General features: G+C 40.0%; 17 protein-coding genes and 1 tRNA gene. 8 read left to right on the top strand and 10 right to left on the bottom strand.

Annotated features, from left to right (window positions below):
* Positions 1 to 426 precede the first annotated feature (426 nt).
* The gene (gene lepA, locus HZA38_04425; GenBank protein ID MBI5414732.1) at positions 427 to 2,235 is read right to left on the bottom strand and encodes an elongation factor 4; all 1,809 of its coding nucleotides are present in this window, start codon (positions 2,233 to 2,235) and stop codon (positions 427 to 429) included.
* Positions 2,236 to 2,339: 104 nt separating this feature from the next.
* Between lepA and HZA38_04420 the strand changes: the two genes are divergently transcribed.
* Positions 2,340 to 3,323, top strand: coding sequence for a ribose-phosphate pyrophosphokinase (locus HZA38_04420; protein MBI5414731.1), 984 nt, complete (start codon positions 2,340 to 2,342; stop codon positions 3,321 to 3,323).
* Positions 3,324 to 3,339: 16 nt separating this feature from the next.
* On the opposite strand, the gene HZA38_04415 is transcribed toward HZA38_04420, so the two are convergent.
* The 3 genes from HZA38_04415 to HZA38_04405 all read right to left on the bottom strand — a co-directional run bounded on the left by HZA38_04415 (position 3,340) and on the right by HZA38_04405 (position 5,076).
* Positions 3,340 to 3,669 (bottom strand): hypothetical protein, encoded by a 330-nt coding sequence (locus HZA38_04415; GenBank protein MBI5414730.1) that lies wholly within the window; start codon positions 3,667 to 3,669, stop codon positions 3,340 to 3,342.
* Positions 3,670 to 3,753: 84 nt separating this feature from the next.
* Positions 3,754 to 4,896, bottom strand: coding sequence for an alanine racemase (gene alr, locus HZA38_04410; GenBank protein MBI5414729.1), 1,143 nt, complete (start codon positions 4,894 to 4,896; stop codon positions 3,754 to 3,756).
* 105 nt (positions 4,897 to 5,001) lie between these two features.
* A tRNA-Glu gene (locus HZA38_04405) sits at positions 5,002 to 5,076 on the bottom strand.
* Positions 5,077 to 5,337: 261 nt separating this feature from the next.
* On the opposite strand from HZA38_04405, the gene rpsF reads away from it, so the two are divergent.
* The 6 genes from rpsF (at position 5,338) to HZA38_04375 (ending at position 8,484) form a co-directional block, all read left to right on the top strand.
* A complete protein-coding gene (rpsF, locus tag HZA38_04400; protein ID MBI5414728.1) occupies positions 5,338 to 5,865 on the top strand; it encodes a 30S ribosomal protein S6 in 528 nt (175 codons plus the stop codon).
* A gap of 17 nt (positions 5,866 to 5,882) precedes the next feature.
* Entirely contained in the window at positions 5,883 to 6,098 is a 216-nt protein-coding gene (rpsR, locus tag HZA38_04395; GenBank protein MBI5414727.1) for a 30S ribosomal protein S18, read from the top strand.
* Between the two features lie 69 nt (positions 6,099 to 6,167).
* A complete protein-coding gene (locus tag HZA38_04390) occupies positions 6,168 to 6,923 on the top strand; it encodes a YebC/PmpR family DNA-binding transcriptional regulator (GenBank protein MBI5414726.1) in 756 nt (251 codons plus the stop codon).
* A gap of 73 nt (positions 6,924 to 6,996) precedes the next feature.
* Positions 6,997 to 7,443: an Hsp20/alpha crystallin family protein gene (locus HZA38_04385; protein MBI5414725.1), complete on the top strand. Its 447-nt coding sequence runs from the start codon at positions 6,997 to 6,999 to the stop codon at positions 7,441 to 7,443.
* Between the two features lie 88 nt (positions 7,444 to 7,531).
* The gene (locus HZA38_04380; GenBank protein MBI5414724.1) at positions 7,532 to 8,158 is read left to right on the top strand and encodes a tetratricopeptide repeat protein; all 627 of its coding nucleotides are present in this window, start codon (positions 7,532 to 7,534) and stop codon (positions 8,156 to 8,158) included.
* 5 nt (positions 8,159 to 8,163) lie between these two features.
* Positions 8,164 to 8,484: an RNHCP domain-containing protein gene (locus HZA38_04375; protein ID MBI5414723.1), complete on the top strand. Its 321-nt coding sequence runs from the start codon at positions 8,164 to 8,166 to the stop codon at positions 8,482 to 8,484.
* On the opposite strand, the gene HZA38_04370 is transcribed toward HZA38_04375, so the two are convergent.
* From HZA38_04370 to lysS, 5 genes are all read right to left on the bottom strand, one after another.
* Entirely contained in the window at positions 8,481 to 9,767 is a 1,287-nt protein-coding gene (locus tag HZA38_04370) for an adenosylhomocysteinase (protein MBI5414722.1), read from the bottom strand. The two genes, HZA38_04375 and HZA38_04370, sit on opposite strands and share 4 nt — an antisense overlap.
* Before the next feature lie 6 nt (positions 9,768 to 9,773).
* Positions 9,774 to 10,430 (bottom strand): transposase, encoded by a 657-nt coding sequence (locus HZA38_04365; protein MBI5414721.1) that lies wholly within the window; start codon positions 10,428 to 10,430, stop codon positions 9,774 to 9,776.
* A 5-nt stretch (positions 10,431 to 10,435) separates the two neighbouring features.
* Entirely contained in the window at positions 10,436 to 10,747 is a 312-nt protein-coding gene (locus HZA38_04360; protein MBI5414720.1) for a hypothetical protein, read from the bottom strand.
* A 25-nt stretch (positions 10,748 to 10,772) separates the two neighbouring features.
* Positions 10,773 to 11,438: a hypothetical protein gene (locus tag HZA38_04355; protein MBI5414719.1), complete on the bottom strand. Its 666-nt coding sequence runs from the start codon at positions 11,436 to 11,438 to the stop codon at positions 10,773 to 10,775.
* Positions 11,439 to 11,531: 93 nt separating this feature from the next.
* Positions 11,532 to 13,562: a lysine--tRNA ligase gene (gene lysS, locus HZA38_04350; protein MBI5414718.1), complete on the bottom strand. Its 2,031-nt coding sequence runs from the start codon at positions 13,560 to 13,562 to the stop codon at positions 11,532 to 11,534.
* A gap of 121 nt (positions 13,563 to 13,683) precedes the next feature.
* Here lysS and HZA38_04345 point away from each other — a divergent pair, with 121 nt between their 5' ends.
* Positions 13,684 to 14,019, top strand: coding sequence for a hypothetical protein (locus HZA38_04345; GenBank protein MBI5414717.1), 336 nt, complete (start codon positions 13,684 to 13,686; stop codon positions 14,017 to 14,019).
* Between the two features lie 178 nt (positions 14,020 to 14,197).
* On the opposite strand, the gene HZA38_04340 is transcribed toward HZA38_04345, so the two are convergent.
* Positions 14,198 to 15,052, bottom strand: coding sequence for a hypothetical protein (locus HZA38_04340; protein MBI5414716.1), 855 nt, complete (start codon positions 15,050 to 15,052; stop codon positions 14,198 to 14,200).
* Positions 15,053 to 15,107: the final 55 nt, after the last annotated feature.

The raw sequence follows: 15,107 nt of genomic DNA, 5'->3' as shown, positions 1-15,107 counted from the left end.
ATGCTTTCCTTTTTGTAATATTTTCTGTATTTGTATTTTTTCCTTTTGAGAAAGATGAACGATATATTTTTTCATGCGTATCAAGAAAAATATCGTCCCAAGTATATCACACGAAATTATTTATTGGAAATAATACTAGCTCTGAAAATTTTTGGATATGAATTCGAATAATTGTCGTGAAGTTCTATTAATCTTCCTGTTTCTTGCTCTGCGAACTCTTCACAGTATTTCTCGGGGGATTTTTTTAGCTTTTCTAGTTGTTCTTCATATACTCTATCGTATTCTTCGGCATGTTTTTCAGCTTCCTTTTTTAATAATAATTCAAATGCATAAATACATTCACTCAGAATTCCCAACTCAAAATTAAAATCTGGTGGAAAGCAAAAATTTTGTGACATGAAACGCAATAAAGACTGATAAAATCTTCTACTCCTCTCTCTTCAAAATACTCATAAACGCCTCCTGCGGAAGATTCACTTTTCCCATCGCCTTCATTCGTTTCTTCCCTTTCTTCTGCTTCTTGAGAAGCTTATTTTTTCGCGACACATCTCCGCCATAAAGATATCCCGTCACGTCTTTTCGATAGGCAGAAATAGTTTCCCTGGCGATAACGCGTGAGCCGATCGCCGCCTGAAGAGCAATTGGAAAATTTGCGCGTGGAACTACTTCTTTCAACTTTTTCACAATTGCAGCGCCAGCGCTTTGCGCCTCATTTTTATGCATAATTTGCGAAAGCGGTGGAACAATATCTTCCGCCACGAGAATATCCATTTTTACGAGATCATCTTCTCGCATTTCCATAAATTCATAACTCATGGAAGCGTATCCAGAACTCAAACTTTTGAGGCGATCATAGAAATCAGTAATGAGATTTGCCATAGGAATTTCGGCATGAAGCACTGCTCGCTCTGGATTTAAATATGTTACATTGTTAAACACTCCGCGCTTTTTTTGGATGAGATCCATAAGACCTCCAATTGAGTCTTTTGGCGTAATAATTTCGAGTTTCGCAATTGGTTCCGAAATCGAATCCACATACGAAAGATCAGGAAGTTCTGCGGCGGAAGAAATTTCCAGAATTTCATTTTTCGAAAGCTTTACGGAATATTGGACGCTTGGCGCTGTGACAATAAGATCGAGATCATATTCTCTTTCAAGTCGCTCCTGCACAATATCCATATGGAGAAGTCCCAAAAATCCGCACCGGAATCCATTTCCGAGCGCAATTGAACTTTCTGGTTCAAATAAAATTGCTGAATCGGAAAGAGAAAGTTTCTCGAGAGCATCGCGAAGCATAGGATAGTCCGATCCTTCCGTGCAAAAAACTCCCGCATACACCATTGGATGTACCGTTTTATATCCCGGAAGTGAGATTGTATTTTCTTTATGAGTTCCGGAATAAATCGTATCTCCCACACGGGCTTCACGCGTTGATTTCAGGCCAGTAACCACATAACCAACTTCACCCGCATTCAGTACATCGCACGCTTTATATTTTGGCGTAAATGTTCCTACTTCTAAAATATCAATATCAATTTTTGTTTTCAAAAAAGAAACTTTTTGATTTCTTTTGAGAGACCCAGAAACAACGCGAACAAAGGCGAGAACTCCTTTATACGAATCATAAATCGAATCAAAAATAAGAGCTTTTGTTTCGCTGTCGTCCTCGATATTCAATTTTTTTCGAAATCCAGAAATGTCAGGAGAAGGAACTTTTTCGACAATTCGATCGAGAAGTTTTTCCACATTGGTGCCGTCTTTTGCAGAAATCGCAAGAATTTCCTCTCGAGGAATTCCAATCGCGTTCTCAATTTCTTCTGCAACTTTTTCTGGTTCCGCGGCGGGAAGGTCAATTTTATTAATGACCGGAATAATTTCCAAATCATAATCGAGAGCAAGATAGAGATTGGAAAGCGTTTGCGCTTCAATTCCTTGTGTCGCATCGACAACGAGTATCGCTCCTTCGCACGCCGCAAGAGAGCGCGAGACTTCGTATTGAAAATCCACGTGTCCCGGAGTATCAATCAGATTCAATTGGTAGCCTTTCCACATCATTCGAACCGGCTGGAGTTTGATCGTAATTCCGCGTTCTTGTTCGAGATCCATCGAATCCAGAATTTGAGATTTCATATTTCTCTTCTCAATGGTGTGCGTCAGTTCCAAAAAACGATCGGCAAGTGTCGATTTTCCGTGATCAATGTGCGCGATGATGCAGAAATTTCTAATTCGCTCCATGACTCCAAAAATGTGCGCGAGAATAGTAATGGAGCGGTAAGCAATAAGCAATAAGCGGTAAGCAAAAAAAGTCTATTTCACAATTTTTAAATTTTTGGCAGAATATGAATGCTCGCATCCTCAAAAGCATCACTATGAACAAAGATCATATTCGAATTTTCGCGGCAAATTCTCATCCGAGCCTTGCAGAAGGGATCGCGAAGAATTTGGAGCTTCAAGTTTCGCCCACTGTTTCTAAAAAGTTTTCCTGCGGCGAAATTTATGTTCGTCTTGGCGAATCAGTGCGTGGAAAGGAGGTTTTTATCGTAGCAACGTGTCGGAAAGAAACGGTGAATGAAGATCTCATGGAGCTCTTTCTCTTGTGTGATGCTGCAAAGCAGAGTTTTGCAAGATCAATCCATGTCATTGTTCCTTTTTTCGGGTATTCCCGGCAGGACAAAATTCATGAGGCGAGAGAGACCATTTCTTCACGCCTTATGGCAGATCTCCTTGTAAAAAGCGGCGCAAATCACGTCATCACTATTGGACTTCATTCTGATCAAATTCAGGGATTTTTTGATGTTCCGGTCGATAATCTTCACACTCGCAAACTCATGTGTGAGTATTTTCTCGAAAAAAAACTTTCAGGAGATCTTGTTGTCGTTTCCCCTGATGCCGGTGGTGCGAAACAGGCGAAAAAGTTCGCTGATGCTCTTCACGCGGATCTCGCCATTATGCATAAAAATCGTCCAGGGCATAATGTTTCTGAGGTAACTCACGTTATTGGAAATGTCGAGGGAAAAACGGCGATTCTTTTTGATGATATGGTAGATACCGCAGGTTCTGTGCTGAATGCTCGTGATGCACTCATAGAGTCTGGAGCAAAAAAAGACGTGTATCTCTGCACGACACATGCTGTTTTTTCAGGACCGGCAATTTCACGCCTGAAAATAGCAGGATTTCATGAAATAGTCGTCACAAATACTATTCCACTTTTAGAAGAAGCAGAAAAAGCTCTTCCTATTCACGTTCTCGACATCGCTCCGCTCCTTGCAAATGTGGTGCAGAGTGTTGTAGAAGAAAAGTCGGCTTCGAAGTGGTTTTCATAAACTTACAACTTAGTACTTATTGCTTAGAACCGTCATCATCTTTCTTCTTAGGATTGATCCAGCGCGATTCTACTGCGGATTCTGTTTGTTTTGTTTTCAAATATCTTTCTTCGAGTGAATCTCGGTCAGAGAGAAATTCTTCTAGAAGAACCAATCTGCAGTCAGATGGAACCTTTTTTCGAAGCTCCATGTACATTCTCCAGTCTTTTTTGAGTTGATTTGTTGCTTCTCGAGTTTTTGATACAATCTTCTCTATAGCGAGATATACTCTTTCAATCGCTTCTGCTTGCCTTTCGAGATTTTCAAATCGTTTTTGAAGATAAGTTTTTTTTTCTGGATTTCCCATATAAAGAATCAAAAATAATGAGTCTTATTTCTAATATTAAAAATCGCAAATGTCAATATCGGCATAAGCTCAAGGAACTGACAATTAATCACTGACGACTTTCCTTCGTATCGACTCACTTATCTTCACCAAAATCTCATACGGGATCGTTCCGCACGCTTTTGCGATGTGTTCAATTGAATTGGCATCCTCTTTCTTTTCGCTGATCACCACAATTTCATCTCCCACTTTTGCATTGGTATTTTGTTCATCAAAACACGTGAGATTCATGCACACTCTTCCGATGATCGGCACAAAATGTTCACGGATTTTGAGGAATCCCGTATTCGAAAGACTTCTCGGAATACATTCGTAATATCCCGCAGGAATCACGCCGAGCGTCATGTCGTTCTGCGCTTCAAAAGTACAGTTATATCCTACTTTTTCGCCCTTTGACAGAAATTGCGTATGAACAACTGTGGAAACAACTCTGAGCGCTGGTTTCAGATTTTGCAATTTTGCATAGAGCGCATCATCAGAAAATAGTGGGCAGTATCCATAGAGTCCAATTCCGAGTCGATAAGAATTAATGCGTTCATCATAGATTTTAAGTACTCCAGCAGAATTTCCGAAATGAACGTATTTGGGACAAAATCCTTTTGCCTCTAAAAGATTGAGACATTCGTGGAATTTTTGCATCTGAAAATCAGTATAGGAATTTTCCGGATCATCAGCGTCAGCGAAATGAGAAAAAACGCCCTCGAGTTCAAGAAAATCGTGATGCGCAATAACTTCGAGAAGCGGCTGAATTTGTGCGAGAAGAATTCCTTCTCGATTCATCCCCGTATTTACCATGAGATGTATTTTTATACGCTTTTTGAGCGATGCAAGAGCTTTGAGTGATGCAAGATCATAAACAGATATTGCAATTTTTTTAAAATCAAAATACTGATAATTTTCTGGATGGTTGTATCCAATAATAAGTGTTTTCTTTTTGGTAAGCTTCTGAATTTCAAGAGCCTCATAATAGCTATCTACTACAAAATACGGAAAATCGAGATTTTTGAGAATTGTTACGATTTCTGTAATTCCATGTCCATATGCGTTTGATTTGAGGCATGGAAAAAGGTGCTTTTCTGGGAGGAGTTTTTTGTAAGTTTCAAAATTGTGGAGAATATTTTCAGCAAGAATCTCCACCCTGTTCAGCGTCTTCAATTTTCGCCGAAATTTGGAGAGAGAGAGGAACATGTTTAAAAAATGAGTATCTTTTACATTACTCTCGTCTGGGATTATTTCAAAATTATTTTAAATCAAATTGTTTTGAGTTTTGATCTTTTATTTTTGATCTGACTTTGGTAGCGCCAAGGGGAATCGAACCCCTGTTACCAGGATGAGAACCTGGCGTCCTAACCACTAGACGATGGCGCCACGAAGGGTTTTTGTAGCAGTATTTTTACGGTTTTTTACTCAATTTGCAACGCAAAACATGTAAGACTCAAAGTTCAAAACGCAAAGTGTAAAGAAAAAGTGACTTACAATTGTTTTGCACTTTGAACTTTTCACTTTGCGCTTTCGTAATTCGTGAGGGACAAAAAAGCTTGCTTTCACTATGAAAAGCTTTTACAATGCGCCCGCTCACTTTTCCTTCTGTTTGAAAAAAAAGAGAAGGTGCCTTTCATCCACAAGAGTATGAGCCATGATACGCTCAACCGGATTTACGAACTGATGCTCATTCTTTCCCCTGAGCTTTCTGAGGCAGATGCCCGAAAGGAAGTTTCTCTTCTTGTAAAAGAAATTGAGGAAGCGAAAGGGAAAATAACTTTTGATGATTTCTGGGGGAAAAGAAAATTAGCCTTTTTGATCAAGCGACAAGATCATGGATATTATCATGTTCTCAACTTCGAAATAGATCCTGATTTTATTCTGGATTTTGAAAGAGATTTGCGCCTTAATAAAGCTGTACTTAGGCATCTTGTCACGCTTCCTCCGACGAATTACAAACCAATTACCGGAGCAGAAGTTTTGACAGAGGAAGATGCATATTTTACGGAAATGAGAATGAAAAAATCCGGCGGAATGAAAAGGAAAACGTTTGTGAAGAAAAAAGAGGAAGTTCCGGCAGCAATTCTCCATGATGATGAGGAGGAGTCTTCAGATACAGCTGAAGAGCGTGCGAAGAAATTGGATAAAATCCTGAGTGATGATCTCAATATTTAGATTTTTTTTCTTGTCCTATGACATCTCTCGCAACACCTCAAACAACTTCTTCATCAGATAATCTCAGATCCGTGGATTATAAAAATGTAATTTTCCTCAGGAAGCACACGACATATTTTTATAAAATTAAACCTCGGTATTACAGCAAAGAAAATCTTCGTCAGCAAAAACTTATTTCAAAAGCAATAAAGAGAGCTCGTTTTATGGCACTTCTGCCCTATGTAAGAAGCTAAAAGTACAAAGCACAAAGTACAAAAATTCTCCCTATTTGTATTTTGTGCTTTGTATTTTGTGCTTTTCTCATGTCTGGACACTCAAAGTGGAGTACAATTAAATACAGGAAAGGAGCTGCAGATGCGGCGAAGGGGAAGATATTTACGAAGCACGCAAACCTCATTACCATTGCTGCGCGAGAAGGAGGTGGCGATCCAGAAATGAATACGAGTTTGCGGCTCGCTATAGATAATGCGCGAGACGATAATATGCCGAATGCGAACATTGAACGGGCGATGAAAAGGGGAACGGGGGCAAATGATGGCAGCACGCAGATATTTGAGATGAAGTATGAAGGCTATGGTCCAGAGGGAGTTGCGGTTATCGTCAATGCTCTTACGGATAATAAAAATAGGACAGTTGCTTCGATCAGGTCGGCATTTACTAAAAATTCAGGAAGTTTGGGAGAATCGGGATGCGTTTCGTGGATGTTTCTCAAAAAGGGAGTGCTCACTCTCCGCGTCGACCCAGAAAAAATTGAATCTTATGAAATGCTCGCCATAGAATCGGGAGCGGATGATTTTCGAGTATCCGAAGAAAGTCTTGAGATCATTACGCCTCCTCTCGATTTCTTCCGAATAAAAAGCGCCTTTGAAGCTGTTCATGCACAGATTGAGAGGGCAGAGATCACCCTTATTCCCAAAAACACGATTTCTATTGAGGATGAAAATGTAGCGCGAAAAATTCTCGCTCTCATGGATGCGCTTGAAAACGATGAAGATGTTTCTTCCGTGTCATCAAATTTTGATATTCCAGAAAAAATTCTTCAAAAAATAGCTGTATAATTTTTCCACATCGTATTTTCTTGTGTTTCCGAATAAAAATGCGAGAATTGAAGCGGTAGATTTTTTCTTGAGCATGAAGACTTCTCTATTTACTAAAGCGCTGGGGCGTGTCGATGCGGAGAAATATTCTTCGACTCTCATTTCCGACGGAAAAGAGCTTCCCATGCTTCAGGAAGAAAAGAGCGAAGGGGATCTTGCCATGGACATCTATGAAACAAGTTCCCACCTTATTTTTCTTATCCCAATTGCGGGAGTTTCTGTGGAAGCTATTCACATAGAAATTTCCGAAGACATTTTAAGCATAACCGGAGAAAGAAAATTCCCAGAAAATATTTTTGGGGAGGAGAAAATTTCAATCCAGAAAGAATGTTTTTTTGGAAAATTCTCACGAAGCGTCATTCTTCCAGAAGCAACAAATTCTGAAGATGCAACTGCTCGTTTTATGCAAGGAATGCTTTGTATCGAAATCCCAAAAGCAAAAAAAGTAAAATTAAAACAAGTTCACATCGAAAATGAGTGAGAAAAAAGTTTGATTTTTTTCTGGAAACCAGGTAAAATGGTTCGATGACATGAGATACGAATTTTCACGAAATTTTTTCCAAAGCAGTATGTCGACTCCAAAAAACATCAAAGGAACTTCTGCAGGAATGCCGTATCCACGTAAGGTGCTGACCAGGCTTGCTGAATCTGAGGAATGTAAAATCTCCGGAAATTATGTAAAGGCGGTAGAAATTGTAGAAGGGATACTCCTCGAGGATCCATCATGTCTTGCTGCTGTAGAAGAACTCGCTGACAATTTTTTGTCACTCGATAAATATGAAGAAGCGGAAAAAGCAGCAGATTTTGCTCTCAAACTTGATGAAAAGAGTTACATTGCGAATTATGTAAAGGGATTTTTGGAACTCTCGAAGGGAAGATGGGGGCAAGCAGGAGAATTTTTAAAGGTTGCAAATCAATCTCAGCCGAACAATCCTGAAATTTTGCGCTGTCTTGGATGGGGAACATTTCATGCTGGAAAAAGAATCGAGGGAATCGCGACACTTGATCGTGCGCTTAATTTACGCCCAGAAGATCCGATGATCTTGTGTGATTTGGGGGTGTGTCAACTCCATTGTAATTCCTTTCAGAAGGCGGTGACGCTCTTTGAAAAAGCTCTTGAAATTGCGCCAAGTAACGGAAGGGCGCAGGAATGTCTCCAGGCAGCACAGGATTTTCAGAGAAAATTTTCTGTATAAGTTGTATGGGATTTATTGTTCACAAAGAAGGGTTCCTCTGTGTATATTGTGGGGCTGACAATCCTCCTGCACCAAAAACCTGTCGGAATCATTGTCGTACGTGTCTTTGTTCTGAGCATCTGGACGATACATTTCCCGGAGACAGAGCTTCTTCTTGCCATGGAAAAATGATCCCTACATCAGCCGAACACGATTCCAAGAGAAATTGGATGCTCGTTCATTCGTGTGAAAAGTGTGGAAAAGTTGTCCGAAACAAGGTCGCAGAAGATGATGACCTTCAGATGATGGCGAAAATACAGGCTGAAAAACACGAAATACAAAATTAATATCGATACCATTCTGGTTTAAATGGTCCATCTTTTGGAACATTCAAATATTCCGCCTGCTCTTTCGTGAGTTTGGTGAGTTTTGCACCGAGTTTTTCGAGATGGAGCAGAGCAACTTTTTCATCAAGCTCTTTCGGGAGTTTGTACACTCCAGGTTTATATTTTTCTGAATTCGTGAAAAGTTCGATCTGGGCGAACACTTGATTGGAAAATGAATTCGACATGACAAAACTTGGATGACCAGTTGCACAGCCAAGATTTACAAGTCGTCCTTCCGCAAGAACGAGAATTTTTTTCCCATCAGGAAATTTTACGTGGTGCACTTGCGGTTTTATCTCATCCCACTTAAGATCACGAATTCCGGCAATATCAACTTCTGAGTCAAAATGTCCAATGTTGCACACAATTGCATTTTCTTTCATTTGTTCCATGTGTTTTCTCGTGATGACATGCGTACATCCCGTCGCAGTGACAAAAATATCCGCTTTTTTGGCCATTTCTTCTATCGTGGAAACTTCATATCCTTCCATTGCTGCCTGAAGTGCGCAAATGGGATCAATTTCTGTGATGATAACGCGACATCCAAGTGATCTTAGACTCTGCGCTGAACCTTTTCCTACGTCTCCATATCCGCATACCACTCCGATTTTCCCCGCGAACATCACGCCGGTAGCGCGTTTTAACGCATCTCCCAAACTTTCCCGACAACCATACAAATTATCAAATTTTGATTTTGTGACGGAATCATTCACATTCATTGCGGGGATTTTGAGTTTTCCTTCTTCGTGCATTTTGTAGAGACGATGAACACCGGTTGTTGTTTCCTCAGAAACGCCGCGAATATCTTTGAGGAGTTCGGGATATTTTTCATGTACGACTTGTGTGAGATCGCCACCATCGTCCATGAGCATATTTGGTGTCCAATTGTTTGGACCATGAATTGTATTTTCAATACATTGCCAGTATTCTGTTTCAGTTTCTCCTTTCCACGCAAAAACAGGAATTCCTTTTTTACTAATTGCCGCTGCGGCGTGATCTTCCGTTGAAAAGATGTTACAAGAACTCCAGCGGACTTCTGCTCCGAGTTCAACGAGTGTTTCGATGAGAACGGCAGTTTCAATCGTCATATGAACGCATCCGGAAATTCGCGCGCCATTTAATGGTTTTTTTGAACTAAATTCTTTTCGAAGCGCCATAAGTCCGGGCATTTCGGTTTCGGCGATTTCGATTTCTTTGCTACCGAAATTTGCGAGATCAAGATTGGCAATTTTGTAGTCACCCATAGGAGTTTATTCAAAATGAGAAATAAGTTTTTCTTGTGAATGTTTGAGCGGGTTATATTGTATGTAATCTCGAATATTATTCAAATCATCTTCATCATCAATAAGATGATCATAAAAACGTGGTTGCCAGTTAAAATTTTTGAATTTTGAGAAGTTTTTCCGAATTTCACGAGTACAAATGGATTTGAAGGAACCTACAATTGCAGATAAAGAGCCTTTTCCTTGGTTCTGAAATCGATTTTCCCCGTAATTGTAGAGACAAGGCATTGCCTTGTCTCTACGTTCACCAATAACGTCTCTACATTTATCGTCATCATTTTTTTCAATACAGCGCACAATATCATTTTTATAATTACGTTCATCAACATCTATTATTCCGCCTGGGCCATGATAAATGAACAAAATTCCATGCAAATGTTCTGGCATTACAATAAATTCATCCAACTCTACAAATGGAAAATGTTTCGGGATCTCTTTCCAAAATTCTTCTACCATTTTCCCCACGGCATTCAAATGCATTTTGTCATTTTCCAATTTTCCAAAATATGGAATGCGACTTTGTGTACATATTGTCACAAAATAATATCCATTTTCTCGATAATCCCAATGCTGAAGACGTATAGAAGGAATCCGATACGTCTTTTTGAAAAGATTTTCTTCCATATTTTTCAATATTGTCCCGACGGCAGCATAACACATTTTGCTCCGAGTTTGATGCCATTTTGAATCGCGTTATCAAATTTCATTCCTTTCGCAAGACCAGAAAGAAATCCTGCGCGGAACGCGTCGCCAGCGCCGGTGGTTTCGACGATTTTTTTCACCTTCTCTGCGGGAAATATCTTCAATTTCGCATGGTGTGATAATTTTTTTGTAGAGACAAGGCATTGCCTTGTCTCTACGGTATTATCTCTTCCAAATTCTACTCGCACCCCATTTCCTCCTAACGTTTCGATTCTCATCACATTTTTCGGAATTCCCATTTCACGAAAGTGCTGAAATTCAATATCATTTCCAATGAGAATATCTGAGAATATCGGAATTTTTACAGCATTTTTGAAACGATTTTTTTGAAAAAATCGGTGTCACTTGCCCGGGATCAAAAATCACGATTGCTGTTTTATTCTGTTGCCGAAATTCGGAAATATGCTTCTCGATTGACTTCGGACTTCCTGCTCCAAAAAGCGCATATCCAAAATTTTTGAGCTCTTCTTTTGAAAAATATTCATGAAGACTGATTTCATCATGAAATTTATACGCATTTGGCTGCCAAATAATAAGTTGTTGATGGAGAGGATCAGAAATCATGTATGCATGAGCCGTGAAATCTCCTTCTTTTCCGTGAATTTCAACTCCAAGTTTTTCTAATTTTTGTCGATATTTTTTCTCAGAAAAATCTTTTCCCCACGCGGAAAAAAGAGAACACGGCACACCGTCCTCTCCAAGCCAAAAAGCAATATTTCCTCCAGTTCCTCCCGGAAACTCATTTTTTCCATTCGCAGTGTAGCTCGCATTGAAACTCCGAATTTTCCCATTGTCGAGCGGAATCGACTTTCGAAAATCAATCGGGATCGAAAAAATCACGTCGAAGGCGAGAGAGCCGGAGATGAGAATTTTTGAATGATTCATAGTTTTTTGTGTCATTCCCGCGAAAGCGGGAATCTCAATTGTCATGAAAAATAAAAAATGTTTTCAGTGATACTGATATCATCTTTTGTCTCTCGTAGAGATTGAGATCCCCGATCAAGTCGGGGATGACACTGCGTGTCACCGCCACAGCGAAAACTTCTTCGTGAGCGGATCAATTTTTTCCGCATCTCCAAAAAGGCAAATCCCGTAATATTCTAAATCCGCTTCTTTTGTTTCGGCGGTTGAGCGGAATTGATTTTCCGAAGTTCCAATCGTCATTGTGCTCGTGAAGTCGTTATATTCAATTCCTGCTTTTATCGCCTGTTCTCGAAGCGTGCGAATTTGATTTGAATTATCCGCCTTCAGCGCAATTACTCCAAAATGAGAAATATGTGGATGAATTCCTCCATCTTCATCGGAATACTCTAAAAGATGCAAATCAGAAGTGCTTCCCGCCCCAAGTCCGACCATAATGTGTCCAACGGCATTAAATAATCGCCCAATTTCTACTTTTTTATTGAGTACAATGACAAATTTCTTTGATTTTTCGTCAGTTTTGAGAATCTCTTCATTTGACTTTTCCTTCCTTTTTGAGCTCGCCGTTTGCACTCCAGACTCCTGACTCCGAACTCCCGACTCACTCACTTCTTTCTTCTCGAGCGGCTTCATGAGTGGCAAAAGTACCACATCTCTCAAATTCGGCTGTTCTGTAATGAGCGCCACGAATCGATCAATTCCCATCCCAAATCCCGTCATTGGCGGAAGTCCATGTTCCATTGCTTTTAAAAATGACTCATCAATTTCCATGGCTGCTTCATCTCCTCCTTTCTTCGCTTGTGACTGCTCTTCAAGGAGTTTTCGCTGAATTACCGGATCCACGAGTTCCCCGTACGAATTCACAATTTCCCATCCGGCGATAAGAAGTTGATACACTTCTGCAGTTCCATCTTCTCTCGGTCTTGCGAGCGGTTTGAGTTCCGACGGATAATCGAGGACAAATGTCGGTTCAATGAGATGAGGGCGAGCAGATTTTTTATAAATGTGATCGAGAATATTTCCTCGGGATGTCGTTCGAATCTCTTCATCACTCATTCCGTATTCTTTCGCCTTTTTCTGAATTTCTTCGAGCGACGCAGAAAGCATATCCAATTTTGAGTATTCTTTGAGAACATCGGGAAATCTGACACGTTTCCACTTTTTCCCAAAATCCACCATCACCAGTTTTTCATCTTTATCGAGTACTTCGAGTTCCATTTTTCCGACTACTTTTTGAATGATGTGTTTGATCATATCTTCTGTCCATTCCATATTGTCTTCGAGCGTGGCATACGCCGCGTACCATTCGAGGAGAGTAAATTCTTGGAGATGAGACGGGTCCATGCCTTCATTTCGAAAACATTTGCCAATTTCGTACAGCCGTTCAATTCCTCCGGCAATCAGCATCTTGTGATCAAGTTCGAGCGAAATTCGAAGGACAAATTTCTGATCGAGTGCGTTATGATGAGTTTCAAAAACTTCCGCCATCGCGCCTCCTGCTTGTGGCTGAAGAACTCGAGTTTCCACTTCTTGAAATCCTTTTTCATCGAGAAATTTTCGTATTTCTTTTATGACTTCTGTGCGAATTTGAAACCTTTGAAATGTTTCTTCATTCGTCAAAAGATCGAGATACCGTTCGCGATAACATGATTCTCGGTCAGTGAGTCCATGCCATTTTTCGGGAAGGGGACGAATGGCTTTGGAGAGAAGTTCAATTTCTCTCACGAGAATGGTGATTTCTCCATGCTGTGTTCGAAAAATATCGCCTTTGACTCCCAGAAAATCTCCAAGATCGAGTTTCTTCTTCCAAAAATTTTCGTGATCTTCTGTGAGCCATTTCACGCTTGTCAGATCACGCATAAAACAGATTTGAACTCGTCCGGAAATATCCTGAAGTTGTCCAAAACTGATTTTTCCATGCTCACGAAACGTCATAAGGCGACCCGCAAGTGAATATTCAGCTTTGGGATTTTTCGTAATTTCTTCGACAGTGCGAACTTTTTCAGAAGCAATATTTTTCGCCTCCTCAGCGAGGATATTTCTCTCAAATCCTTGAGCATACGCGGGAAGTCCACTTTTTTGAATTCCCTCGCGTTTTTTGAGGCGTTCTTGAATGAGGGGATTTATTTCCATGGGATAAGGCTAAATTTCGTGGGAGATTATACGATAAAATGGGGGAATGAGGAATGGGAAAATAAAAAAATTGACAAATAATTAATAATAAATAGAATGATAATGTTTTTTTACTAAATGTATGCAAAGTATGCGTTTTGAAAAATGGGGAGATTATGTTGCAGAGCCTCTACCCACTCGTTCGCAAGATCAAGGACAAAATGCGTTGAGAGGCGAAGTTACTTCTGATGATGAAAAACGGAATGAGGAGCCTTCTCCAGTTCCTGTAGCTCAAGGTATACAAGGAGAAGCGTTGGTGATCAGCACTGATGCCACTCAGAACGTGGGGAGTATTCTTTCATCTCCTTCTATTGAAAATGAAGGAATTTCTCCGACAAAAGTATCGGATGACCCTGCAGAAATAGCATGGAGAAATAAGCACTCTTCTGGACAAAGGAGAGATCGGAGTATGCTGTAAGCCAGTTTGATTCAAGTGCAAGGCATTTCTCCAGATGGACACCATTCAAAAAATACTTATGATGTAATCATTTCCGTGTGGGTCACGCGTCCACGCGTGACATCAGTTTGGTTGCGCCAAGAGGCGTGACTCGTACGAAAATGAAGTTGCTTGAGCACATGCTCATCATGAAATTGATTTATATTGTAGAAACTTTTTTTGCAATTGTAACTACAACAGAAGCTATTTGAACAGAAGGATTTGAAGAGCGATATCTGAATCCAGAATTATAAAAATAGGCCTGAGCGGGATCAGCAACTTCTCCAATGGCAGTGAACCATTCGCTTTCTAAAAGTTTTAATTCACCAGTCTGTTCAATTACTTTTGCGAGGCGATCACGAAATAATTCCATCACAGAAACCACTCCATTTCTTGTGTGATACATTTGAATATTATGTGGGAAGACCTTATTTTCTTGTTTAGTTTTGGGTGGAACAATTTCAACGGTGTAAGGAAATGGTTCTCCTCGAGAAAGGACTTCTTTTAAAGAAACTGACCAACCGGGTAGCATATCTTGAACATGTACGAGAAATCCTCCACCATATAATCTCGTTGCAACTTGCTGAACAGCTCTGTCCACAAAAGCTGTTGTGTCCAATGAAGATAATCCCGTGACAATATGGGAACATCTAGAGGTGTCCATGTGTAAATAAGAGCCAATCTCAATATGAGAGGATGGATGACGGGATCTGTTTTCAATAACAGCTGAAGGATTCAGATCTATTTGGGTCCAAGTACTTCTTTGACTTTGAGTAACTGGCAATAATTGTTCTACCATTTCGCCTGTTGCGCCACAGCCTATGTCAATCCCTTCTTCTAGAGGTAAGTGATGTTTATCAAAAATAAAACGGACTATTGCCCTAAGAGCATGTCTTAGAGGAGTTCTAAAATTTTCAAAAGACAATGAGGCTAGTATTATTTCCAATAAATAATTTCGTGTGATATACTTGGGACGATATTTTTCTTGATACGCATGAAAAAATATATCGTTCATCTTTCTCAAAAGGAAAAAATACAAATACAGAAAATATTACAAAAAGGAAAGCATT

It is taken from the genome of Candidatus Peregrinibacteria bacterium, from assembly GCA_016220175.1.
Taxonomy (GTDB): Bacteria; Patescibacteriota; Gracilibacteria; order CAIRYL01; family CAIRYL01; genus JACRHZ01.
Note: the sequence above shows the minus strand (reverse complement) of the source record. Positions and strands in the feature narration are given on the sequence as shown.

What these genes read in the sequence shown, in the direction of transcription:
- HZA38_04390 (MBI5414726.1), top strand. Translation starts at nt 6,168, where the DNA reads ATGTCTGGACACTCAAAGTGGAGTACAATTAAATACAGGAAAGGAGCT.
- HZA38_04375 (MBI5414723.1), top strand. Translation starts at nt 8,164, where the DNA reads ATGGGATTTATTGTTCACAAAGAAGGGTTCCTCTGTGTATATTGTGGG.
- rpsF (MBI5414728.1), top strand. Translation starts at nt 5,338, where the DNA reads ATGAGCCATGATACGCTCAACCGGATTTACGAACTGATGCTCATTCTT.
- rpsR (MBI5414727.1), top strand. Translation starts at nt 5,883, where the DNA reads ATGACATCTCTCGCAACACCTCAAACAACTTCTTCATCAGATAATCTC.
- HZA38_04340 (MBI5414716.1), bottom strand. Translation starts at nt 15,052, where the DNA reads ATGAACGATATATTTTTTCATGCGTATCAAGAAAAATATCGTCCCAAG.
- HZA38_04415 (MBI5414730.1), bottom strand. Translation starts at nt 3,669, where the DNA reads ATGGGAAATCCAGAAAAAAAAACTTATCTTCAAAAACGATTTGAAAAT.
- lysS (MBI5414718.1), bottom strand. Translation starts at nt 13,562, where the DNA reads ATGGAAATAAATCCCCTCATTCAAGAACGCCTCAAAAAACGCGAGGGA.
- HZA38_04360 (MBI5414720.1), bottom strand. Translation starts at nt 10,747, where the DNA reads ATGGGAATTCCGAAAAATGTGATGAGAATCGAAACGTTAGGAGGAAAT.
- alr (MBI5414729.1), bottom strand. Translation starts at nt 4,896, where the DNA reads ATGTTCCTCTCTCTCTCCAAATTTCGGCGAAAATTGAAGACGCTGAAC.
- HZA38_04370 (MBI5414722.1), bottom strand. Translation starts at nt 9,767, where the DNA reads ATGGGTGACTACAAAATTGCCAATCTTGATCTCGCAAATTTCGGTAGC.
- HZA38_04385 (MBI5414725.1), top strand. Translation starts at nt 6,997, where the DNA reads ATGAAGACTTCTCTATTTACTAAAGCGCTGGGGCGTGTCGATGCGGAG.
- HZA38_04365 (MBI5414721.1), bottom strand. Translation starts at nt 10,430, where the DNA reads ATGGAAGAAAATCTTTTCAAAAAGACGTATCGGATTCCTTCTATACGT.
- HZA38_04420 (MBI5414731.1), top strand. Translation starts at nt 2,340, where the DNA reads ATGAATGCTCGCATCCTCAAAAGCATCACTATGAACAAAGATCATATT.
- HZA38_04355 (MBI5414719.1), bottom strand. Translation starts at nt 11,438, where the DNA reads ATGACAATTGAGATTCCCGCTTTCGCGGGAATGACACAAAAAACTATG.
- HZA38_04345 (MBI5414717.1), top strand. Translation starts at nt 13,684, where the DNA reads ATGCAAAGTATGCGTTTTGAAAAATGGGGAGATTATGTTGCAGAGCCT.
- HZA38_04380 (MBI5414724.1), top strand. Translation starts at nt 7,532, where the DNA reads ATGTCGACTCCAAAAAACATCAAAGGAACTTCTGCAGGAATGCCGTAT.
- lepA (MBI5414732.1), bottom strand. Translation starts at nt 2,235, where the DNA reads ATGGAGCGAATTAGAAATTTCTGCATCATCGCGCACATTGATCACGGA.